This is a genomic window from Caballeronia humi, from assembly GCF_001544475.1.
Lineage (GTDB): Bacteria > Pseudomonadota > Gammaproteobacteria > Burkholderiales > Burkholderiaceae > Caballeronia > Caballeronia humi.
The window spans coordinates 54674-72588 of sequence record NZ_FCNW02000005.1 but is presented as its reverse complement, the minus strand read 5'-3'; the positions used below and the strand labels follow the sequence as shown (position 1 = coordinate 72588).

Here is a 17915-nt window from a genome sequence, read left to right as displayed (position 1 = left end):
GCGAGCAAGCGCGGTGTCATTGAACCTACAAATACCATGCGACTAGGCTTCATTGGAACAGGAACGATCACTCAGGCAATCGTCAAAGGATTGCTTCGCGTCGGTGCGCCGTTCGAGAGCATCTCTCTGTCACCACGCAATGCCGAAATCGCCGCGAGCCTGGCTGCACTCGACTCGCGGATTTCCGTTTGCGGATCGAATCAGGAGGTGCTCGATCGCTGTGACATCGCCTGCCTCGCGGTCGTGCCGCAAATCGCCGGAGAGGTGCTCGGCGATCTCCGGTTCACGCCACGACATCACGTCATCAGCTTTCTCGCTGGCGTCTCGATTGCAGAGGTGCAGCGGATGGTCGGAGAGGTCAAGGCGGTTGTCCGAGCCATACCGCTGCCGGCCGTCGCCGCTGCCAAGGGAAGCACCGCGCTCTGCCCGCGCGATGAAATAGCGAGCCAGATTTTTTCCCTCGTGGGCGCCGCAGTCGATGTCGATGACGAAAGGAAGTTCGATGCCATCTCAGCCGTTACGGCGACGATGGCGAGCTTCTATGCGGTGCTCGAAACTCAGGCTGCATGGCTGGTCAGGCAAGGCATCGACTACGGGTCGGCGCGGACCTATCTGTCGGCTTACTCGGTCGGTCTTGTCAATGACACGGCCGAAAGGGAGCATTCCTTCTCTGCCTTGACGCACATGTCCATGACGCCAGGCGGGATCAACGAACAGCTTCATAACGAACTCTTGCGCGAAGGCGTGTATGCACGCTACGAAACAGCACTGGATAACGTCTTGAAACGTATAGAAGGATAAGCGTACAGCCATTTATTATTGTCAGACCGATAATCACAGATATTCCGAGATAAAGTACCTTGTCCCGGGCTATCGGAAGCCCGCCTGTCCGCTGGTCGCGCGGTCTCTCGAGTTCGTCCGCAAATAAGGTGAGGACCATGCAGAAGAAGCAACTGTTTGCCGACAGGCTCCTGGCGCAAATGCCGTCGCTGCGTGCTTTGAAATGCTTCGTGACGGCGGCACGTTACGAGAGTTTTACGCAAGCTGCGGAGGTTCTTTGCGTTACTCAGGCTGCCATCAGCCGGCAAATCAAGGAACTCGAAGATGCGCTCGATGTCGCCCTGTTTGAGCGAACGGGACGGCACATTGCGCTCACTGACGCGGGCCGCATCCTTTATAACGCGTCGTATCTGTCTATCATGAACATCGCGGAGGCGGCCGAGGTCGTGCGTCGTTCGGACAAGAACGCGTTGAGGCTTTGTGTGTCCCATACGTTTTCCGCGCTTTGGCTGTCAGCGCGTTTGCCGCGTTTCCGGAAGCGCTTCCCCGACATCAAACTCAACGTGACGGTCACCGAGCACTTCATGGAACTGGATGAGCTCATGCAACCCGATCTCATTATCACCAAGAATCCGCCGCGCGAGCTGGAGTATGAAGTCGAACCGCTGTTTCATGACGTCGTGTATCCGGTGTGCAGCAAGGCGTTCTTTGACAGTCACTTTCGAGGCAAGGCTTTAAAGCCGCTCGACCTTCTCAAGCAACCGACGCTGCATCTTTCTCTTTTGGGTCGTGCGCAGGTTTGCGAACACGTGGACTGGCGTGTGTGGCGCAACTGGTTTCAGCAAAGCGATGGCTCGGAAAGAAACGCGTTCGGCGAACCTTTCGAAACTAACGACTATCGCTTGCTCGTTTCCATGGCGGAGGCGGGTGAAGGGACAATCCTTGGCTGGCACCATCTTGTTCATCGTCAGATCAGCGAGGGTGTGCTCGTTCGACCTGTGCAGGATTCGCTCGTTTTCCATGATCGTTATCATCATCTGATTACGCACAAGAACGCGAGACATCGGCCGGAATATATCCAGTTCCGGGAATGGATCGGCGAGGAAGTCGACGAGATGATGAAAGAGTGGCCGAAGGCTGAGGCGCGCGTCGCACAGTAGTTTTTGCGCTTCCGTTGATGCGTCGATTTCTCCAATACGACGTATGTGCCAACAACGAAAATCGATAGCATAAAAACTTCGTTTGGCAGACACGCCTCCGTGTCTACACTCGTCCCATCTTGTCATAACAAGTGGGACCCATGTCCAGGCCAGCCGCCACCCTTCTAGTTTTATCGCCCTTGCCGCTCTACGCGCAGATCAAGGACGCGCTGCGCGCGCGCATCCTCGATGGAACGTATGCGCCACACAGTCAGATGCCGTCCGAATACGAACTGTGCGCGATGTTCGACGTGAGCCGAATCACCGTCCGACAGGCGCTCGGCGATCTTCAGAAAGAAGGCCTGCTCTTTAAGCTGCACGGCAAAGGCACGTTCGTTTCCAAGCCCAAAGCCTTTCAGAACGTCACGTCGCTGCAAGGGTTTTCGGAAGCGATGTCGTCGATGGGCCACGAGATCGTCAATCAGCTTCAGAGCGTGCGCTTCGTGAAGGCGGGCCGGCAAGTCGCGGTGCGGCTCGACGTGCCGGAAGGTTCGCGCGTCGCCGAAATCCATCGTGTGAGATTGCTCAACCGCGAGCCCGTATCACTCGAAACAACCTGGTTGCCCGAGGCGCTCGGCAAGCGCGTCGCGAGCGCGGACCTGGAAACACGCGACATCTTTCTGATCCTCGAAAACGATTGCGCCGTGCCGCTCGGCCACGCGGACGTTTCGATCGATGCGATCCTCGCCGACGAAGACACCGCGAAGGCGCTGCGCGTCGATGAGGGCAGCCCCGTGTTGCGTATCGAGCGGCTCACGCACGACGCAGACGGCAAGCCAATAGATTTCGAATACCTCTATTTTCGAGGCGATGCGTTTCAATACCGCTTGCGCATCGACCGGGAAACAGCACGCAGAAACGCGAGGAATAAGCAATGAAAACGCATGTTCTCGAATACGACATCGTCGTGGTGGGCGGTGGCACAGCAGGCCCGATGGCAGCGGTAAAATCCAAGGAGCGCGATCCGTCGCTCAGGATCTTGCTGCTGGAAAAGGCCAACGTGAAGCGCAGCGGCGCGATTTCGATGGGTATGGACGGGCTCAACAACGCGGTGATCCCCGGCCATGCGACACCGGAGCAATATGTGCGCGAGATCACGGCCGCCAATGACGGAATCGTCGATCAGGCGGCCGTGTATGCCTACGCAAAGCACAGCTTTACGACGATCGAGGAACTCGACCGCTGGGGCGTGAAGTTCGAGAAGGACAGCACTGGCGACTACGCGGTCAAGAAAGTGCATCACATGGGCTCTTACGTGCTGCCGATGCCCGAAGGCCACAGCATCAAGAAGGTGCTGTACAGGCAACTCAAACGTGCGCGTGTGTCGATCACGAATCGCATGGTTGCGACGCGCCTTCTCAAGGATTCAACAGGACGTGTCTGCGGTGTGCTTGGCTTCGACTGCCGCACCGCTGACTTTTACGTCGTCCGCGCCAAGGCCGTCATCCTGAGTTGCGGCGCGGCCGGCCGCCTCGGACTGCCCGCGTCGGGCTACCTGATGGGCACCTACGAGAATCCGACCAACGCTGGCGATGGCTATGCGATGGCCTACCACGCAGGCGCAGCACTCGCCAACCTCGAATGCTTCCAGGTCAATCCGCTCATCAAGGATTACAACGGTCCCGCATGCGCCTATGTCACCGGACCGCTGGGCGGCTTTACGGCGAATGGCAAGGGCGAGCGCTTCATCGAATGCGACTACTGGAGCGGCCAGATGATGTGGGAGTTCTACCAGGAACTGCAAAGCGGCAACGGCCCCGTGTTTCTCAAGCTCGATCACCTGGCGGAAGAAACGATCCAAAACATCGAAGAGATTCTGCACACGAACGAACGCCCGAGCCGCGGCCGCTTCCACGCCGGACGCGGCACCGACTATCGACAGCAGATGGTGGAAATGCACATCTCGGAGATTGGCTTTTGCAGCGGACACAGCGCATCAGGCGTGTACGTGAACGAGCGCGCGGAGACGACCGTCCCCGGACTCTACGCCGCCGGCGACATGGCAGCCGTGCCTCATAACTACATGCTTGGCGCATTCACATACGGATGGTTCGCCGGACACAACGCGGCCGACTACGTAGCGGGCCGCGAACTTGCGCCGGTCGATGAAGAGCAGGTCGAAGCCGAGCGCCGCCGCGTTTTCGAACCGCTAGAGCGCGAAACAGGGCTGGCATCCGCGCAGGTCGAGTACAAGCTGCGCCGCATGGTGAACGACTATCTGCAACCGCCGAAGGTCACACGCAAGATGGAGATCGGCTTGCAACGCTTCGAGGAGATAGCCGAAGACATCAGCGAGATCAAGGCTGCGAATCCGCACGAGCTGATGCGTGCGGCCGAGGTCAGCGTCATTCGCGATTGCGCGGAAATGGCGGCACGTGCCTCGCTTTTTCGCACGGAGAGCCGTTGGGGTCTGTATCACCATCGCGTCGATTATCCGCTTCGCGACGACGCCGAGTGGTTCTGCCACACGCATCTTCGACGCGACGAGCACGGCCGCATGACAAGCGAGAAGCGCGCGGTCGAGCCCTACGTTATCGCCGCCGATCCACGCGACGACAATGCCTATCAGAAGCTGCGCATCGGCGGGCGTCCACTCATGACCGTACCCGCGTAACGAGGAACCGACATGTCATTCACCCCGCATGAGATCTTTCATCGCAGCAACGCACCCGTTACCGTCGACGAGGACAAATGCATTGCCGACAAAGGCTGCACCGTGTGCGTCGATGTGTGCCCGATGGACCTGCTCGCCATCGACATGAGCAAGGGCAAGGCTTACATGCAGTTCGACGAATGCTGGTATTGCATGCCCTGCGAACAGGATTGCCCGACAGGCGCCGTGAAGGTAGATATTCCCTATCTGCTCCGCTGACAAGCCGTTGCCCCAACCCAAGCCATCCATGACTGATACCCTTCGCCTTCTCTACGACCCGGACACGCTCGCTCCAGAGGCCGCAGCTCTGCTCCCGCGTCTCACCGACGCCGATCCGGCCGTGCGTCGCATCGCGCTCCTCGATCTCGCCGATCTCGAAGATGAAGGCTCGCTGCAACCGGTCATCGACGCGTTACAGCAGGACCCTGCCGCCGACGTGCGTCGCGAGGCTGCGCAAGTGCTTGCGTCTTGGGAACGAACGGACGTTGTGGAAGCGCTCGGCGGTGCTTTGCTCGACGCCGACGCAGACGTACGCAACACCGCTGCGCAAAGTCTCTCGGAACTGAAGGACGCCGCTTCTGGCGCGGTGCTCACGCGCTGGGCTGGACACGCGGATGCGTTCGTCAAGGCGTCTGCGTTGCGCGCGTTGCGTGAGCTTCGCTACCCCGGCGCATTCGATGTAGCCACGCAGGCGCTCGTCCACACGAGTGCGGCCGTGCGGCGCGAAGCGGTTGGTGTGCTCGGCTGGCTGAAGGAACCGGGGGCGCTCGATTCGCTGGCGTCGCTCGCGAGTGCCGATCCGGACCCGGACGTGAGGCGTGCCGCTGCAGGGGCGCTGGGATTCGCATCGGCGGATTCTTCCGGGGCGGTGAACGCGTTGCTCGGCGCGTTGCACGACGACGCCTGGCAGGTGCGCGAAGAAGCTGCGACGACACTCGGCAAGCTGCGCGCACCTGATGCACGCGACGAACTGATCACCTCGCTCGACGATGCCTACTGGCAGGTCAGATTGCGCTCGGCTCGTGCGCTCGGCAGAATCGGCGACGCCAAGGCGAGCGCGCCGCTCGCCAAGCTGCTCACGCACTCGATCAGCAATCTGAGGAAGGAAGCGGCGCTCGCACTGGGGGAACTGGGCGATCGCTCAGTCGTCGCACCGCTGCGCGCGGCACTCGATGACCGCGATCCCGATGTGCGCAAAGCCGTGCGCATCGCGCTTCAGCAGATCGAAAGCGAGAATGCATGACGACGCCTGACCGGATCGAACTTGATCATCGCGCGGGCACCTTGAGTCTGGTGTGGGCCGATAAGGCGCCGCAACGCATTTCCTATGCGACGCTACGCCGCGAGTGCCCTTGCGCGCAGTGCAGGCGCCTTCGCATCGATGGCGCCAAGGTTCCTGTGGTCGAGGGTGTTTTCATCACGCATGCCGAGCCGATGGGCTATGGCGTGCAACTCGTCTTCAGCGATCAACATGCGCGCGGCATCTTCCCATGGCGCTACTTCGATGAACTTGCGCTCGTCGACGGGCCCACCCGCCTTTTGATGTAGTTTCGTCGGTAGAAGATAGTCCAGAGCGTCAGCCCGCCATAAAACGCGTATCTGACCCAGGTAGACGCTTGTTGTGCATCGTGATCGTTCAAGCTGTAAGTCAGCCAAAGCCGCGCGAGGTTTTCGGCGACGAGCCCGACACCCCACACGGCAGTCATGAACCGGATCGACCGCACGAGCGCTGGTTGCGTACGCCATGTGGCATCGAATTCGAGTTCGCGGCCTCGCTGTTCGCGTGACAGCGTCGAACGCGCGAGATAATAGATCAGCGGCCGCTCAAGCAGAAGCGATAACAGAAAGAGAACGCCTATGACACCGCTCACCAGCGGCTCACGCGCCATGGTCAGCCATCGCGCCGGACTTGACGCCAGCACGAGCAGCGACATGCCGACTCCGGCAAGCACGACCGCACTGAGCGCGTCAAAGTGCCGAAAGCGCTTGAAGTCGAAGCACATCCATCCGATCAGCGGCAACGCCGATGCGATGAGTGCGCCAGCGGGTCCAAAACGTGTGGATGCGATCCTGTATGCAGCAGCCGGCAGCAACACGTTGACGAAGAACGCGAGCAGATAGCGGATCGAGGGAATCGTCACGATGCGCCCGGACCGCTCTAGCGAATCGGCAAACCGTTTCGCAGCATGACGGCGGACGCCGCGACCTCCGGCGGCATCATCCGCGCGTTGACGCCCATGCGCGTCGAGTTCGGGTCACGGGCGCGCCAGTGAGTGACGCAGCCACACGTGCGGCACCGATGAAGCTCGAGACGGCGCTCACCCCACATGTAGACGTCGGTAGGGCCGCTCTCGGCCGCGAACCGCACTTCGTTCGGTTCATAGTAGGCCCAGAGCGTCCCGTAGCGGCGACAAATGGAGCAGCCGCAGTCGTTCACCTCCGTGGGTGCCGCTTCGACGGTGAAGCGGATGGCGCCGCAATGGCAGGAGGCTTCTATCATCGGCGGAGGCTCTTCGTCTTTGCGCGAAGTTCCATGTTAATCCTTGCGTCACGTCTTCGCGCGTCGCAGCCAGTCCTCCAGCGCCACTTGCCCCAGACGGGCCTCGCCGAGAGGCACCAGCGAAAGCTCATCGATCGTGCCACCGAAGTAGCTCGCGTCCTTGTCCGCTACGATCTCGCGCGCATCTTCCGTCGCCTTGAGATATCGTCCGATGATTTCGTTCATCGGAGCGCGCTCCGGACCGGCGATATCGGTCACGCGATCAAGCGGCGCACCGAGCGCGACATCCGCCACGATCGCCGCGACGTCATCCGCTGCGATCGGCTGAAACTGATGCGGCGAAAGATGAGGCTTGCCGTCGATCATGCCCGCATCGGCGATGCCTCCGAGAAACTCCATGAACTGCGTCGCACGGACGATCGAATACGGCACGCCCGACGCCGCGATCAGCTTCTCCTGTTCGACCTTCGCGCGGAAGTAGCCGTTGTCCGGCATGCGATCCGTGCCGACCACCGACAGCGCCACATGATGCCGGACGCCCGCATGCGCCTCGGCCTTCGTGAGATTGAGCGTCGAGTCGCGAAAGAACGCCATGACGTCGTCGGGCGCCCACGAAGGCGCATTTGACACATCGATGACCACCTGTGCCCCTTCGAGCGCCTGCGCCAGCCCTTCGCCCGTGACCGCATTTACTCCGCTGCGCGGCGATGCAGCCACTGCTTCATGACCCTTCGCGCGCAGGATGGCGACAGTCTTCGCGCCGATCAGGCCCGACCCACCGATAACAACGATCTTCATGATTCACCTCATGTGTGCAAGTTGAGTGTTGCTGCCGACTGCATTGTGTGCGAATCTTGGCGCAGCAAGAAGGGACAAGAATCGTCGATTGCACTAGGCCATCGAGCAACCATGCCCGCACGCGAACATCAGTTGAGCATCGAGATCGACCGTAACGAGGCGGTGCCGATCTACCTGCAAATAAGCGAACGCTTCAAAGCGGCAATCGCTGCGGGTCACTTGCGCCCCGGCGATCGCGTGCCGGCCCTGCGCGGACTGGCGATGCAGCTGAATACGGCGCGCGGTACGGTCGAGATGGCCTACAACATCCTCGTCGACGAAGGTTATCTGCAGATGCGCGGTGCGGCGGGCACGTACGTTTCGCCGTCGTTGCCGCCGTCCGTGACGCTTGCGGCAGCGCGCAAAAAGCGAGAGCGCGCGCTGTCGGCGCCACGCGATTCGCAATCATCGCGCAACGCGGTCCCCGACAACGATGCTACGCTGTTACGCCCTGGTCTTCCCGCACTCGATGCCTTTCCACGCAAGGTATGGAGCCGGCTCGTCGCGTACCGCGCCCGCAGCGGCGATATCGCGTCGTTGACGTATCCCGATCCCGCGGGTTATCGGCCGCTGCGCGAGCGCATCGCGACTTATCTTGGCTTGTCGCGCGGCGTCGATTGCGAGCCGGAGCAGGTGTTCGTGACCAATGGCTATCGCGCGGCGCTCGAACTCGTGCTGCGCAGCCTCGCGAAACCGGACGACAGCGCCTGGTACGAAGAACCCGGCTATCTGCTCGCGCGCAACTTTCTGGTCGAAGCCGGATTGCGGCTCGTGCCCGTGCCGATCGATCAGGAAGGACTCGATGTCGCTCAAGGCGAGACGCTCGAACCGAACGCGCGCTTTGCTTTCGTGACGCCGGCGCATCAAAGCCCGCTCGGTGTCACGTTGTCATTGCCGCGACGCATCATGTTGCTCGACTGGGCAACGCGCGCGGGAAGCTGGATCGTCGAGGACGATTACGACAGCGAGTTCCGTTACGCGGGGCGTCCGCTGCCCGCGTTGAAGAGCCTCGATCGCGACGATCGCGTGATCTATTGCGGCACGTTCAGCAAGGTGATGTTTCCGGGACTGCGGCTTTCGTACATCGTCGCGCCCGGTCGCGCCATCGCACGCTTCGAGCAGATCACGAAAGGCATGAACGCCGGGCCGCCCCACCTGTTGCAGGCAGCGGTGGCGGATTTCATTGCGCAAGGACATTTCGCGCGGCATCTCAAGCGTATGAGAACGCTCTACTCAGAGCGACGCACGCTGCTGGCGCAAGCGCTCATGCATGTGTTGCGCGACACCATCCGCGTCGATCTGCCTCCGGGCGGCATGCATCTGGTCATGCTCTTCAATGCCCCCGTCGATGACTTCGCCGTGGCCGCCCGCGCGCGCGAGGCAGGACTCGCGGTGCTGGCACTGTCGGCATGGTACTTGGGCGGACGCACAAAGCGCTCCTTGCGCGGGCTCGTGCTCGGATTCGCCAACGTCGCTGATTCCGCTGCAGCCACGCGTCTCGCACGATTGCTTCAAAACGCACTTAAGGGTTGAGCGCCGCGTCCAGCGCGAAAAGCGCATGACGTGCGACGCTTTCGCGTGCGACCGTCAGTGCCCGTCCGATCGTTTCGTCGCCCATCACGAGTCCCTCAAGCAGGAGAAAATGGACGTTACGTATGCCGATGGAGCCTAATGCGAAGCGCACATACGGCGTGAGGAAATCCGGCTGACGGGCGCGCTCGCCACTATGAAATCCGCCCGATCCGACGATCACGAACGCCGGCCGGTCTCGCATTAAGCCGACCTTGCCCTCAGCGGTCGATGCAAACGTGCGATGAATGCGCAGCACGTAGTCGATCCACAACTTGAGCGCGGCGGGCACGGTAAAGTTGTGCATCGGCGTATTGACGATGAGCACGTCCGTCGTTTCGATCTCGCGGATCAATTGTTCGGAGAGGTCAAACGCGCGTGTGTCCGGTGAGCGCGACGTGACGGCGCGCGCGTAGTCACGCGCAATTGGCGGCAGCGCGTGCGCGGCCAGGTCGCGCACGACGACTTCGGCAGGCGAGTTCTTGCGCAATGTGTCGATCATCTCAGTGGCGAGGCGGTATCCGTGACTCATGTCGCCGTGCGGGCTTGCGTTGAGAAAGAGGATTTTCATCGTGCGGCTTCCGTGGCTTTATTGAGCGGTTCGACGAAGTGCATGCCTCTCGCGAGCAAGCCGTTGCGATAGTAGAAACGTTGCGCGAGCGCCATGTGCAGGCCTGTATCGAGCACGAAGTGAGCGCAGTGCACATCGCGCGCGATCTGGCGGACGGCTTCGAGCAATTGCGCACCAATGCCTGATCTTTGCAGATTCGCGTCGACAACCAGATCGTCGACGTAGACGAAGAGTCCGTAAATCAGGTTGGTCTGCGTGCGATAGCCTGCGAGACCGAGGATGGCGTCGCCCTCGCACGCGGCGAGCAGACGATAGCCCTCTTCGCGTTGCCGCCGCACTTGCGCAATGAACGCGGCGGCGTCAGTGAGATGCGGCCGCAGTTGCTTCATGACGTCGAACGCGCGCGTCCAGTCGTCCGGTGTATCGAGTTCCTTAAGCATGATCGATGTGTTCATGCGCTTTCTCCGTAGGGCATGAGCAGACGATATGCTTCATATGTCCTGCACGGCAGAGCCAAGAAGAAGTAAAACGACTAGGACAAGAATTCCGGCGCCCTATCGACAAAGCTTCGTCACGAGCAATTGATCCACACTGCCATTCGGCGGAACATTGAACACGTCCGGCGTTCCCCAGCCATGGTCGAGCCAGACGCCTTGCAGATAGAAGTTGGTCTCGCCATCCGACTTGCTTCCCGTCGAGCAGTCGATGACAAACCGGACGTCGCGCATATCGCCGCGCTTTCGCGTGCCTGGAATGGTCACCGGGCGAAAGAACGTCTCGCGGGTCCAGCCGGTCCGGACCGTTCCGGTTCGTCGATATGTCGAGAGATCGAAATAGACGAGCGATTCATTGGACTTCGCCAGCATGGCCCAATCGGCAGCGTAAGAGGCTTGCATCGGAAGGACCAGAGCTGCTGTCAGCAGGCCAGTAGTCGCCTTCGATGTCCTGGAACGAGAACGCATCATTGCCTCCGTGTAGCGTTGACGTTGTCGCTATCCCTGCCCTTCCTTCGAGGCCATTCGAAACACCGTAACGCCATCCATAGGATCGAGCTTTTCCCGCCAGGGTGCCAACGCCAGCAAGCGCGTCGTGTCTTCATAACCCGCATGCCATCGACGTTGGATCCCACTCGACGAAAAATCGATATCGCGGTTCAAGTCGTCATTGTTGAATGCGGGTGCATCGAGTTCCAGTACCTGCATCGTCGTGCCGCAGCCGTACCCAAGAAGCTCCTGAACCTCGGGCGCATTGCGTTCTTCTTCAGGGATGTACCGGCTGAGTTCGCGAATCACGTGCCGCAGCCGATGAATCTGTTTTTGTCGATCCAGATGACTTTCCGCGCGACTCGAATACTGAATGTCGCGCTGCCGGCTCATGACCTGCATGATGGACTCCGGCTCCGGACCGCTCGACGGCCACAGTTGCACCGCAAAGATCACCGAGCTGCTGCGTGGCCGGTCGTCGAGCACGGCTTCGAGCGGCGTATTCGAATAGATGCCGCCGTCCCAGTACGACTCGCCTTCCAGCCGTACCGATGGAAAACCCGGCGGGAAAGCCGCCGAAGCCATCACGTGATCGACGTCCATCGGTGCGTCGCGATTGGTGAAATAGCGCATGCGTCCGCTGCGAACGTGGACCGTGCCGACCGTGAGACGCGTCGATTTGCGATTGAGGTAATCAAAATCGACGAGCCTCGACAAGGTTTCGCGCAGCGGCCCCGTCGAATAGAACGCAGCCCGCTCCGGCCCCACGGGCGTCTGAATGCCCGCCCAGGACGCGAGCCGCGGCGTGAAGAAAGACGGCACGCCTTGCGTGATGATCGCCAGATCGCGCGACCAGTTCGCGAGTCCCGGCAACCAGCTTGCCGCATCGAAGCCACGTCGCGCCACGCCGTTCCAGAACTGCGTCAACCGTTCGATGCGGCTCTCCGGCGGATTGCCGGCGATGATTGCGCCGTTGATTGCGCCGATCGACGTGCCGATCACCCAATCGGGGTCGACTTGGCCGTCGTGCAACGCCTGATAGACGCCGGCCTGGTAAGCGCCGAGCGCGCCGCCGCCCTGCAGGACGAGGACGATCTGGCCGGGAATGTCTGCGTGAGCGTGGTGTTCGCCGTGCGTCTCGCTGCCCATGATCTGTCTCCCGGACGATTGCCGCTGATTTTGCCACGTTGCGGACACTACGTACTCGATGTATCGACCGAACGCAGCCACTCGCCGATCCGCCCGCAAGTCCACGCAGGATCGTCGTGCGGAAGATCGTGTCCGGCCCACGAATGCTCCGCATGCGTCGCGCCCCATCGCGTTGCGATCCTCGCCGAACACACGGGATCGACGAGCCCGTCCGCCGCCGACGACAGCAGCAGCGTGAGACATCGCGGCGGCGCGTGCGGCGCGCGAAAGCGCGCGGCTGCCCACAACTGGCGCCAGGCGCTTGCCGCGCTCACCGGCGAACACGCACGAATCGCGGTCCATTCGGCGATATCTGCGGCGGCGGTATCGCGACGATGGCACGTCAGCCGATGAATGATCGCCTCGCATTGTTGCGGGCGATTCCACGCTGCCGCAATTCGCGCCAACGCGGGCAACGCAGCCGGACGCAACCGCTCGGCACTCCGCGCGAACGGCCGCATGCTCGTGTTGATGAGCACGAGCCGGTCGATCTCTTCGGGATGCCGCGCCGCCCACTCCGTCGCGACCATCGCACCGAGCGACATCGCCAGCAGCCGATATGGTTTCGCAAGGCCCATCGCGATCGCACGGTCGCGCACGAAGGCCGCCATGCCTGCAACATCAAGCAACGCGCGCTCGGCTCCAATGCCGGGCAGATCGATCAGCGTGACGCCGTGCGCATCGCCGAGCTCCATGCGAAAACGCTCGGGAAACGCGCCCCAGTGACGCGCCTCGCGCGTGAGGCCACGCAGCAGTATCCATTCGCTCATGGCGTGGTTTTGGGCCACCAATGCTCGATGGCCCGCTGTGTCACCTGCTGCCGGAATTCTCCGCGCGGCAACCATCGATGCGACGAAAACGCCGCGCGCGTCAGGAAGTCGAAGAAGTTCGGATGCCGGCGCAGCACGCGCCGCGTGCGATGCGCCTTGATCGGGTTATAGATGCCGAGTCGCGAGAATAGCTGCATCGGGTTCTTCCTGATCCAGCGCCACGAGCCGAGTTCGAGCGTCATCGGCAGGAAGATGTTCGGCGCGCGCGACCGATCGTACGCGCAGTCCCAGAGATCGCCGTGCAGCAGGTACTGATGGCTTTGCGGCTCGAACGCGTAGCCGTGATGCGGACACGATTGTTCGAACATCGTCTTCAGCAGGAACATCTCGGCGAGATGCGGCATCTGTCGATCGGTGCGCGCGTAGGGGAACCAGATGCTGTCGTCCCAGCCGAAACCCGAATGACAATCGAGCGCGAAGCTTAAGGGGCGCGACATCAGTTCATCCTCGACGACCGACAGGAGCGCTGCACTCTCCACTTCCATCGACCCGACGCCGCTCCCGCGATACCACGGCAGCCACGGTCCAATGCGCTGGCCGCCGGCGAGAAACGGCACGCGCCCTTCGGCGCTTTGCGGCGCGTTGCGCATCAGGTCGACGCCGTTCGGGTTCGAGCGCGTGCGCGCCCACATGCCCCCCGGATTCACGATCGGCATGAAGACGAGCCGGATCGAACGCAACTGCTCGCTCAGAAGGTCGTCCCATTCGAGGCGGCGTAGCAGCGCGCGCATGTAGTCGAGGATGAGTTGCGTGCCGATGCGTTCAAGCCCGTGCACGCCGCCGAAGAAGCCGATGGCGGGCGCTGTTCTGTCGGTCGAACCGATGGTCGCGGCGAGGATGGGAAAAGCGTGCGAGCCGGTTCGAACTTCGCCTACGGTGCGGCTTTCGAACCAGGCGCGGCCGGCGGCAAGGACTGCATTGAGATCGTCTAGTTCCGCAAAGCTGTGCGAGGCAACGCGCAACGTGCTCATGACCACGCCCCTTTTGTTTGGGTGTTTATTGACGGCGCGTGGATGACGATTCTTTCGCTTTTCGCGCTGCCCAGGGAATGAGTATAGGGTGCATCGGGGATGACGAACTGTGCGGCGCATTTATGGCGCGACTTCGGCCGTACGTGAGAAGGGCAATCGAGTTGTTCCGCTCTTCGCACCCTGAGTAGCGCTCTTCCCTCTGTTACAGTTTGCCAAAGGGCGCGGCTAGTGGCCTCATTTCATTGATTCGTAGCGATCCTACACAATACGACGGAAACCAATCATACCGATCTGCAACAAGTCGATCTTCGAAGTGTGTGCACGGATCGACGCCGGGGTCTCTGAAGCAACAGCCGCATATTTCAATCATTCATACGATTGCTGCAATGTCTTTCGATGGCATGACGCTTCGCCTACTCGTGTTACTTGACTAAAAGTTTATATAACGCGGACCTCGAAGCATCGTTCATTTGTTTGTAAGCCCCATGTCGCTTTTCTGACCGTTCTGCCATTTTGGCGTCGGGTAGGCGTTGGGGCTCGCGTTCTACCATCCGTGAATCCTCCGACGCATGCCCGGCCACTGCCGCGGTGCGCTCTCCGTCCAACCCCGCTGATCGCCGATCTTTCGCCCCAAGCTCTCAATGTGGATAGTCAACGTTGCGCTCAAGCGGCCATACACGTTCATCGTGATGGCCATCCTGATCCTGCTGGCGACACCCTTCGTGTTGCTGACGACGCCCGTCGATGTCCTCCCCGATATCAACATCCCGGTCGTGAGCATCATCTGGAATTACACGGGTCTCTCGTCGGAGGACATCGCAAACCGCATCACTTCCGTCAACGAGCGCAGCCTGACGACGACCGTGAACGACATCGAGCACATCGAATCGCAGTCGCTGCCCGGCATCGCGATCATCAAGCTCTTTCTGCAACCCACCGCGAACATCCAGACTGCCATCGCGCAAACGGTCGCGGTCGAACAGGCGCAGTTGAAGCAGATGCCCGCGGGCGCCACGCCGCCGCTCGTGATCAGCTATTCGGCGTCGAGCATTCCGGTGATCCAGTTGGGTCTCTCGAGCCCGAAGCTCTCCGAGCAGGATCTCAACGACACGGCGCTCAACTTCCTGCGCCCGCAGTTGATCACGATCCCGGGCGCCGCCGTGCCCTATCCTTACGGCGGCAAGACGCGCCTCATCTCCGTCGATCTCGACACGCGCGCACTGCTTGCAAAAGGTCTGACGCCGTCCGACGTCGTAAGCGCGGTGAATACGCAGAACCTGATCCTGCCGACCGGCACCGCGAAGATCGGGCCTAAGGAATACACGATCGACATGAACGGTTCACCGGGGACCGTGGCGGGCCTAAACGACATTCCCGTGCGCACGGTGAACGGCGCGACCACATACCTGCGCGAAGTGGCGCACGTGCGCGACGGGTTCTCGCCGCAGACCAACATCGTGCGCCAGGACGGCCATCGCGGCGTGCTGATTTCGATTTTGAAGAACGGCAGCGCCTCGACGCTTTCCATCGTCAGCACGTTACGCGGACTCTTGCCGGGTGCGCGCGCCGCGTTGCCGCCTGATCTGAACATCACGCCGCTCTTCGACCAGTCGGTGTTCGTGAAGGCGTCGATACAGGGGGTGGTGCGCGAAGCGCTGATCGCCGCCGCGCTGACGGCTGCGATGATCCTGCTCTTTCTCGGCAACTGGCGCAGCACCTGCATCATCGCGGTATCGATTCCACTGTCTATCTTGTCGTCGCTGCTTGCGCTGCATGCGCTCGGACAGACCATCAACATCATGACGCTCGGCGGTCTTGCGCTCGCGGTGGGTATCCTCGTGGACGACGCGACGGTGACCATCGAGAATATCGAACGGCATCTGCATTTGGGTACGAACCTGCACGACGCGATTCTCGAAGGCGCGGGCGAGATCGCGGTCCCCGCGCTCGTCTCGACGCTTTGCATCTGCATCGTGTTCGTGCCGATGTTCTTCCTCACCGGCGTCGCGCGCTATCTGTTCGTACCGCTCGCGGAGGCGGTCGTGTTCGCGATGCTCGCGTCCTACGTGCTCTCGCGCACGCTCGTACCGACGCTCGCGATGCTGCTGATGGGCCACGCCCATAAACCCGACGCGAACGCGAAGCAAGGGCTTTTCACACGTCTCTACAAGCGCTTCGATCGTGGCTTCGAAAAAATGCGTGCGGGCTACATCGTCATTCTGAGCAGTCTGCTCGTGCGGCGCCGTCTCTTCGGGACACTCTTCCTCGGCTTTTGCCTGTTGACGTCGGGGCTCGTCTTCGTGCTCGGTGAGGATTTCTTCCCGAGCGTCGATGCGGGGGACATCCGTCTGCACATGCGCGCGCCGACCGGCACGCGCATCGAGGAAACTGCGCGCCTCGCCGACGAAGTGGAAAAGGTGGTGCGCGACGTCGTGCCCGCGACGCAGCTTGCCACCGTGCTCGACAACCTCGGCCTGCCCTATAGCGGCATCAACCTCTCGTACAGCAACGCGGGCACGATCGGTACGCTCGACGGCGAGATACAACTGGCGCTGACCGAGGATCATGCGCCCACGCAAACCTACATCGACAAACTGCGCGCGGTTCTTCCACAACGCTTTCCGGGCGTCGAGTTCTTCTTTCAGCCCGCCGACATCGTCACGCAGATCCTGAATTTCGGCCTGCCCGCCGCCATCGACGTGCAGATTTCCGGCGCGAACCAGCAAGCCAATTTCGAAGTCGCGAGCAAGCTGATGAAAGCGGTGCGCATGATTCCGGGCACGGTCGATACGCACATCCAGCAAAAGCTCGACGAGCCGACGATCAGCCTCCAGATGGATCGCACCCGGCTTCAGCAACTCAACCTGAGCGCGGCCAACGTCGCGCAGAACGTGCTCATTTCGCTCTCCGGCAGTTCGCAGACGGCGCCTGCGTTCTGGCTCAATCCGAAGAATGGTGTTGAATACACGCTGGCGATCCAGACGCCGCAGTATCAGGTCGGATCGATCGACGAATTGCTGCGCACGCCTGTCTCGGGTACGGCGAGCGGCCAGCCGCAACTGCTCGGCAACCTCGTGCGCCTGCAGCCGAAATCCGAGTTCGCGGTCGTCACGCACTACAACATCCGGCCCGTCATCGATCTGTTCGTGAGCGTCGAGGGGCGTGACCTCGGCAGTGTGGCGCGGCAAGTGGACAAACTCGTCGGCGCGTACAGCAAAGCGCTGCCGCGCGGCAGCCAGATCACCGTGCGCGGCCAGGTGCAGACCATGCGCAGTTCGTTCTTCGGCCTGGGCGTCGGAGTCGCGATGGCGATCGTGCTCGTGTATCTGCTGATCGTCGTGAACTTCCAGTCGTGGGTCGATCCGCTCATCATCGTCAGCGCTTTGCCGGCGGCGCTCGCGGGCATCGTCTGGATGCTCTTTCTCACCGGCACGCACCTGAGCGTGCCCGCGCTGACCGGCGCCATCATGACGATGGGCGTCGCGACCGCCAACAGCATTTTGATGGTCTCGTTCGCTCGCCAGCGGCTCTCGGCCGGCGTGCCGCCGCTCTCCGCCGCGCTCGAAGCGGGCGCGAGCCGTATCCGGCCAGTGTTGATGACCGCGTTTGCGATGATCATCGGCATGATTCCAATGGCGCTCGGCCTCGGTGAAGGCGCGGAACAAAACGCGCCGCTCGGCCGCGCGGTGATCGGCGGGCTACTGTTCGCGACCGTATCGACGCTCTTTTTCGTGCCGCTCGTCTTCGCCGGCATCCACAGCCGCCTCGCGCGTCGCGCCGCGTCGCGCGATGCAAATGGCGATGGCGAACATGCGTAGGCCCACATCCCTTTCG

At 61.5% G+C, this 17915-nt stretch carries 18 protein-coding genes; 9 read left to right on the top strand and 9 right to left on the bottom strand.

Features of this window, described 5'->3' with window-relative positions:
• The first annotated feature begins 36 nt into the window (after positions 1-36).
• The 7 genes from AWB65_RS07935 to AWB65_RS07905 all read left to right on the top strand — a co-directional run bounded on the left by AWB65_RS07935 (position 37) and on the right by AWB65_RS07905 (position 6180).
• Positions 37-801 carry a pyrroline-5-carboxylate reductase gene (locus tag AWB65_RS07935; protein ID WP_087666634.1) on the top strand — a complete coding sequence of 255 codons (765 nt, stop codon included), beginning with the start codon at positions 37-39 and terminating at the stop codon, positions 799-801.
• 137 nt (positions 802-938) lie between these two features.
• On the top strand, positions 939-1940 hold the full coding sequence (locus AWB65_RS07930) for a LysR substrate-binding domain-containing protein (RefSeq protein ID WP_087666633.1): 1002 nt from the start codon (positions 939-941) through the stop codon (positions 1938-1940).
• Between the two features lie 140 nt (positions 1941-2080).
• On the top strand, positions 2081-2857 hold the full coding sequence (locus AWB65_RS07925; protein WP_087666632.1) for a GntR family transcriptional regulator: 777 nt from the start codon (positions 2081-2083) through the stop codon (positions 2855-2857).
• Positions 2854-4593 (top strand): fumarate reductase/succinate dehydrogenase flavoprotein subunit, encoded by a 1740-nt coding sequence (locus AWB65_RS07920; protein ID WP_087666631.1) that lies wholly within the window; start codon positions 2854-2856, stop codon positions 4591-4593. The genes AWB65_RS07925 and AWB65_RS07920 overlap by 4 nt, the downstream gene beginning before the upstream one ends.
• A 12-nt stretch (positions 4594-4605) precedes the next feature.
• On the top strand, positions 4606-4851 hold the full coding sequence (locus tag AWB65_RS07915) for a 4Fe-4S dicluster domain-containing protein (RefSeq protein WP_087666630.1): 246 nt from the start codon (positions 4606-4608) through the stop codon (positions 4849-4851).
• Between the two features lie 28 nt (positions 4852-4879).
• Positions 4880-5875 (top strand): HEAT repeat domain-containing protein, encoded by a 996-nt coding sequence (locus AWB65_RS07910; protein WP_087666629.1) that lies wholly within the window; start codon positions 4880-4882, stop codon positions 5873-5875.
• On the top strand, positions 5872-6180 hold the full coding sequence (locus tag AWB65_RS07905; protein WP_087666628.1) for a gamma-butyrobetaine hydroxylase-like domain-containing protein: 309 nt from the start codon (positions 5872-5874) through the stop codon (positions 6178-6180). The genes AWB65_RS07910 and AWB65_RS07905 overlap by 4 nt, the downstream gene beginning before the upstream one ends.
• Here AWB65_RS07905 and AWB65_RS07900 read toward each other — a convergent pair.
• Genes AWB65_RS07900 through AWB65_RS07890 form a run of 3 tightly spaced genes read right to left on the bottom strand, consistent with a single transcriptional unit; the run spans position 6129 to position 7930 of the window.
• Positions 6129-6773: a VC0807 family protein gene (locus tag AWB65_RS07900; RefSeq protein WP_087666627.1), complete on the bottom strand. Its 645-nt coding sequence runs from the start codon at positions 6771-6773 to the stop codon at positions 6129-6131. The two genes, AWB65_RS07905 and AWB65_RS07900, sit on opposite strands and share 52 nt — an antisense overlap.
• Before the next feature lie 17 nt (positions 6774-6790).
• The gene (locus AWB65_RS07895; RefSeq protein ID WP_087666626.1) at positions 6791-7132 is read right to left on the bottom strand and encodes a GFA family protein; all 342 of its coding nucleotides are present in this window, start codon (positions 7130-7132) and stop codon (positions 6791-6793) included.
• A 48-nt stretch (positions 7133-7180) separates the two neighbouring features.
• Positions 7181-7930, bottom strand: coding sequence for an SDR family oxidoreductase (locus AWB65_RS07890; protein WP_087666625.1), 750 nt, complete (start codon positions 7928-7930; stop codon positions 7181-7183).
• A gap of 111 nt (positions 7931-8041) precedes the next feature.
• Here AWB65_RS07890 and pdxR point away from each other — a divergent pair, with 111 nt between their 5' ends.
• On the top strand, positions 8042-9502 hold the full coding sequence (gene pdxR, locus AWB65_RS07885) for a MocR-like pyridoxine biosynthesis transcription factor PdxR (RefSeq protein ID WP_087666624.1): 1461 nt from the start codon (positions 8042-8044) through the stop codon (positions 9500-9502).
• Here the strand turns inward: pdxR and AWB65_RS07880 are convergent.
• From AWB65_RS07880 to AWB65_RS07855, 6 genes are all read right to left on the bottom strand, one after another.
• Positions 9492-10109, bottom strand: coding sequence for an FMN-dependent NADH-azoreductase (locus tag AWB65_RS07880; protein WP_087666623.1), 618 nt, complete (start codon positions 10107-10109; stop codon positions 9492-9494). The two genes, pdxR and AWB65_RS07880, sit on opposite strands and share 11 nt — an antisense overlap.
• Positions 10106-10564, bottom strand: coding sequence for a GNAT family N-acetyltransferase (locus tag AWB65_RS07875; RefSeq protein ID WP_087666622.1), 459 nt, complete (start codon positions 10562-10564; stop codon positions 10106-10108). Before AWB65_RS07875 ends, AWB65_RS07880 begins: the two co-directional genes overlap by 4 nt.
• Before the next feature lie 99 nt (positions 10565-10663).
• The gene (locus AWB65_RS07870) at positions 10664-11071 is read right to left on the bottom strand and encodes a hypothetical protein (protein WP_125474082.1); all 408 of its coding nucleotides are present in this window, start codon (positions 11069-11071) and stop codon (positions 10664-10666) included.
• Between the two features lie 30 nt (positions 11072-11101).
• Positions 11102-12241: a patatin-like phospholipase family protein gene (locus AWB65_RS07865; RefSeq protein WP_087666801.1), complete on the bottom strand. Its 1140-nt coding sequence runs from the start codon at positions 12239-12241 to the stop codon at positions 11102-11104.
• 47 nt (positions 12242-12288) lie between these two features.
• On the bottom strand, positions 12289-13050 hold the full coding sequence (locus tag AWB65_RS07860) for an alpha/beta fold hydrolase (RefSeq protein WP_087666620.1): 762 nt from the start codon (positions 13048-13050) through the stop codon (positions 12289-12291).
• Positions 13047-14081, bottom strand: a complete 1035-nt coding sequence (locus tag AWB65_RS07855; protein WP_087666800.1) for a M14 family zinc carboxypeptidase — start codon at positions 14079-14081, stop codon at positions 13047-13049. The genes AWB65_RS07860 and AWB65_RS07855 overlap by 4 nt, the downstream gene beginning before the upstream one ends.
• A 641-nt stretch (positions 14082-14722) precedes the next feature.
• Between AWB65_RS07855 and AWB65_RS07850 the strand changes: the two genes are divergently transcribed.
• Complete coding sequence (locus AWB65_RS07850) at positions 14723-17899, top strand: efflux RND transporter permease subunit (RefSeq protein WP_087666619.1); 3177 nt, start codon at positions 14723-14725, stop codon at positions 17897-17899.
• Positions 17900-17915: the final 16 nt, after the last annotated feature.

What these genes read in the sequence shown, in the direction of transcription:
- AWB65_RS07935 (WP_087666634.1), top strand. Translation starts at nt 37, where the DNA reads ATGCGACTAGGCTTCATTGGAACAGGAACGATCACTCAGGCAATCGTC.
- AWB65_RS07905 (WP_087666628.1), top strand. Translation starts at nt 5,872, where the DNA reads ATGACGACGCCTGACCGGATCGAACTTGATCATCGCGCGGGCACCTTG.
- pdxR (WP_087666624.1), top strand. Translation starts at nt 8,042, where the DNA reads ATGCCCGCACGCGAACATCAGTTGAGCATCGAGATCGACCGTAACGAG.
- AWB65_RS07915 (WP_087666630.1), top strand. Translation starts at nt 4,606, where the DNA reads ATGTCATTCACCCCGCATGAGATCTTTCATCGCAGCAACGCACCCGTT.
- AWB65_RS07865 (WP_087666801.1), bottom strand. Translation starts at nt 12,241, where the DNA reads ATGGGCAGCGAGACGCACGGCGAACACCACGCTCACGCAGACATTCCC.
- AWB65_RS07930 (WP_087666633.1), top strand. Translation starts at nt 939, where the DNA reads ATGCAGAAGAAGCAACTGTTTGCCGACAGGCTCCTGGCGCAAATGCCG.
- AWB65_RS07890 (WP_087666625.1), bottom strand. Translation starts at nt 7,930, where the DNA reads ATGAAGATCGTTGTTATCGGTGGGTCGGGCCTGATCGGCGCGAAGACT.
- AWB65_RS07875 (WP_087666622.1), bottom strand. Translation starts at nt 10,564, where the DNA reads ATGAACACATCGATCATGCTTAAGGAACTCGATACACCGGACGACTGG.
- AWB65_RS07850 (WP_087666619.1), top strand. Translation starts at nt 14,723, where the DNA reads ATGTGGATAGTCAACGTTGCGCTCAAGCGGCCATACACGTTCATCGTG.
- AWB65_RS07910 (WP_087666629.1), top strand. Translation starts at nt 4,880, where the DNA reads ATGACTGATACCCTTCGCCTTCTCTACGACCCGGACACGCTCGCTCCA.
- AWB65_RS07860 (WP_087666620.1), bottom strand. Translation starts at nt 13,050, where the DNA reads ATGAGCGAATGGATACTGCTGCGTGGCCTCACGCGCGAGGCGCGTCAC.
- AWB65_RS07880 (WP_087666623.1), bottom strand. Translation starts at nt 10,109, where the DNA reads ATGAAAATCCTCTTTCTCAACGCAAGCCCGCACGGCGACATGAGTCAC.
- AWB65_RS07855 (WP_087666800.1), bottom strand. Translation starts at nt 14,081, where the DNA reads ATGAGCACGTTGCGCGTTGCCTCGCACAGCTTTGCGGAACTAGACGAT.
- AWB65_RS07895 (WP_087666626.1), bottom strand. Translation starts at nt 7,132, where the DNA reads ATGATAGAAGCCTCCTGCCATTGCGGCGCCATCCGCTTCACCGTCGAA.
- AWB65_RS07925 (WP_087666632.1), top strand. Translation starts at nt 2,081, where the DNA reads ATGTCCAGGCCAGCCGCCACCCTTCTAGTTTTATCGCCCTTGCCGCTC.
- AWB65_RS07870 (WP_125474082.1), bottom strand. Translation starts at nt 11,071, where the DNA reads ATGCGTTCTCGTTCCAGGACATCGAAGGCGACTACTGGCCTGCTGACA.
- AWB65_RS07920 (WP_087666631.1), top strand. Translation starts at nt 2,854, where the DNA reads ATGAAAACGCATGTTCTCGAATACGACATCGTCGTGGTGGGCGGTGGC.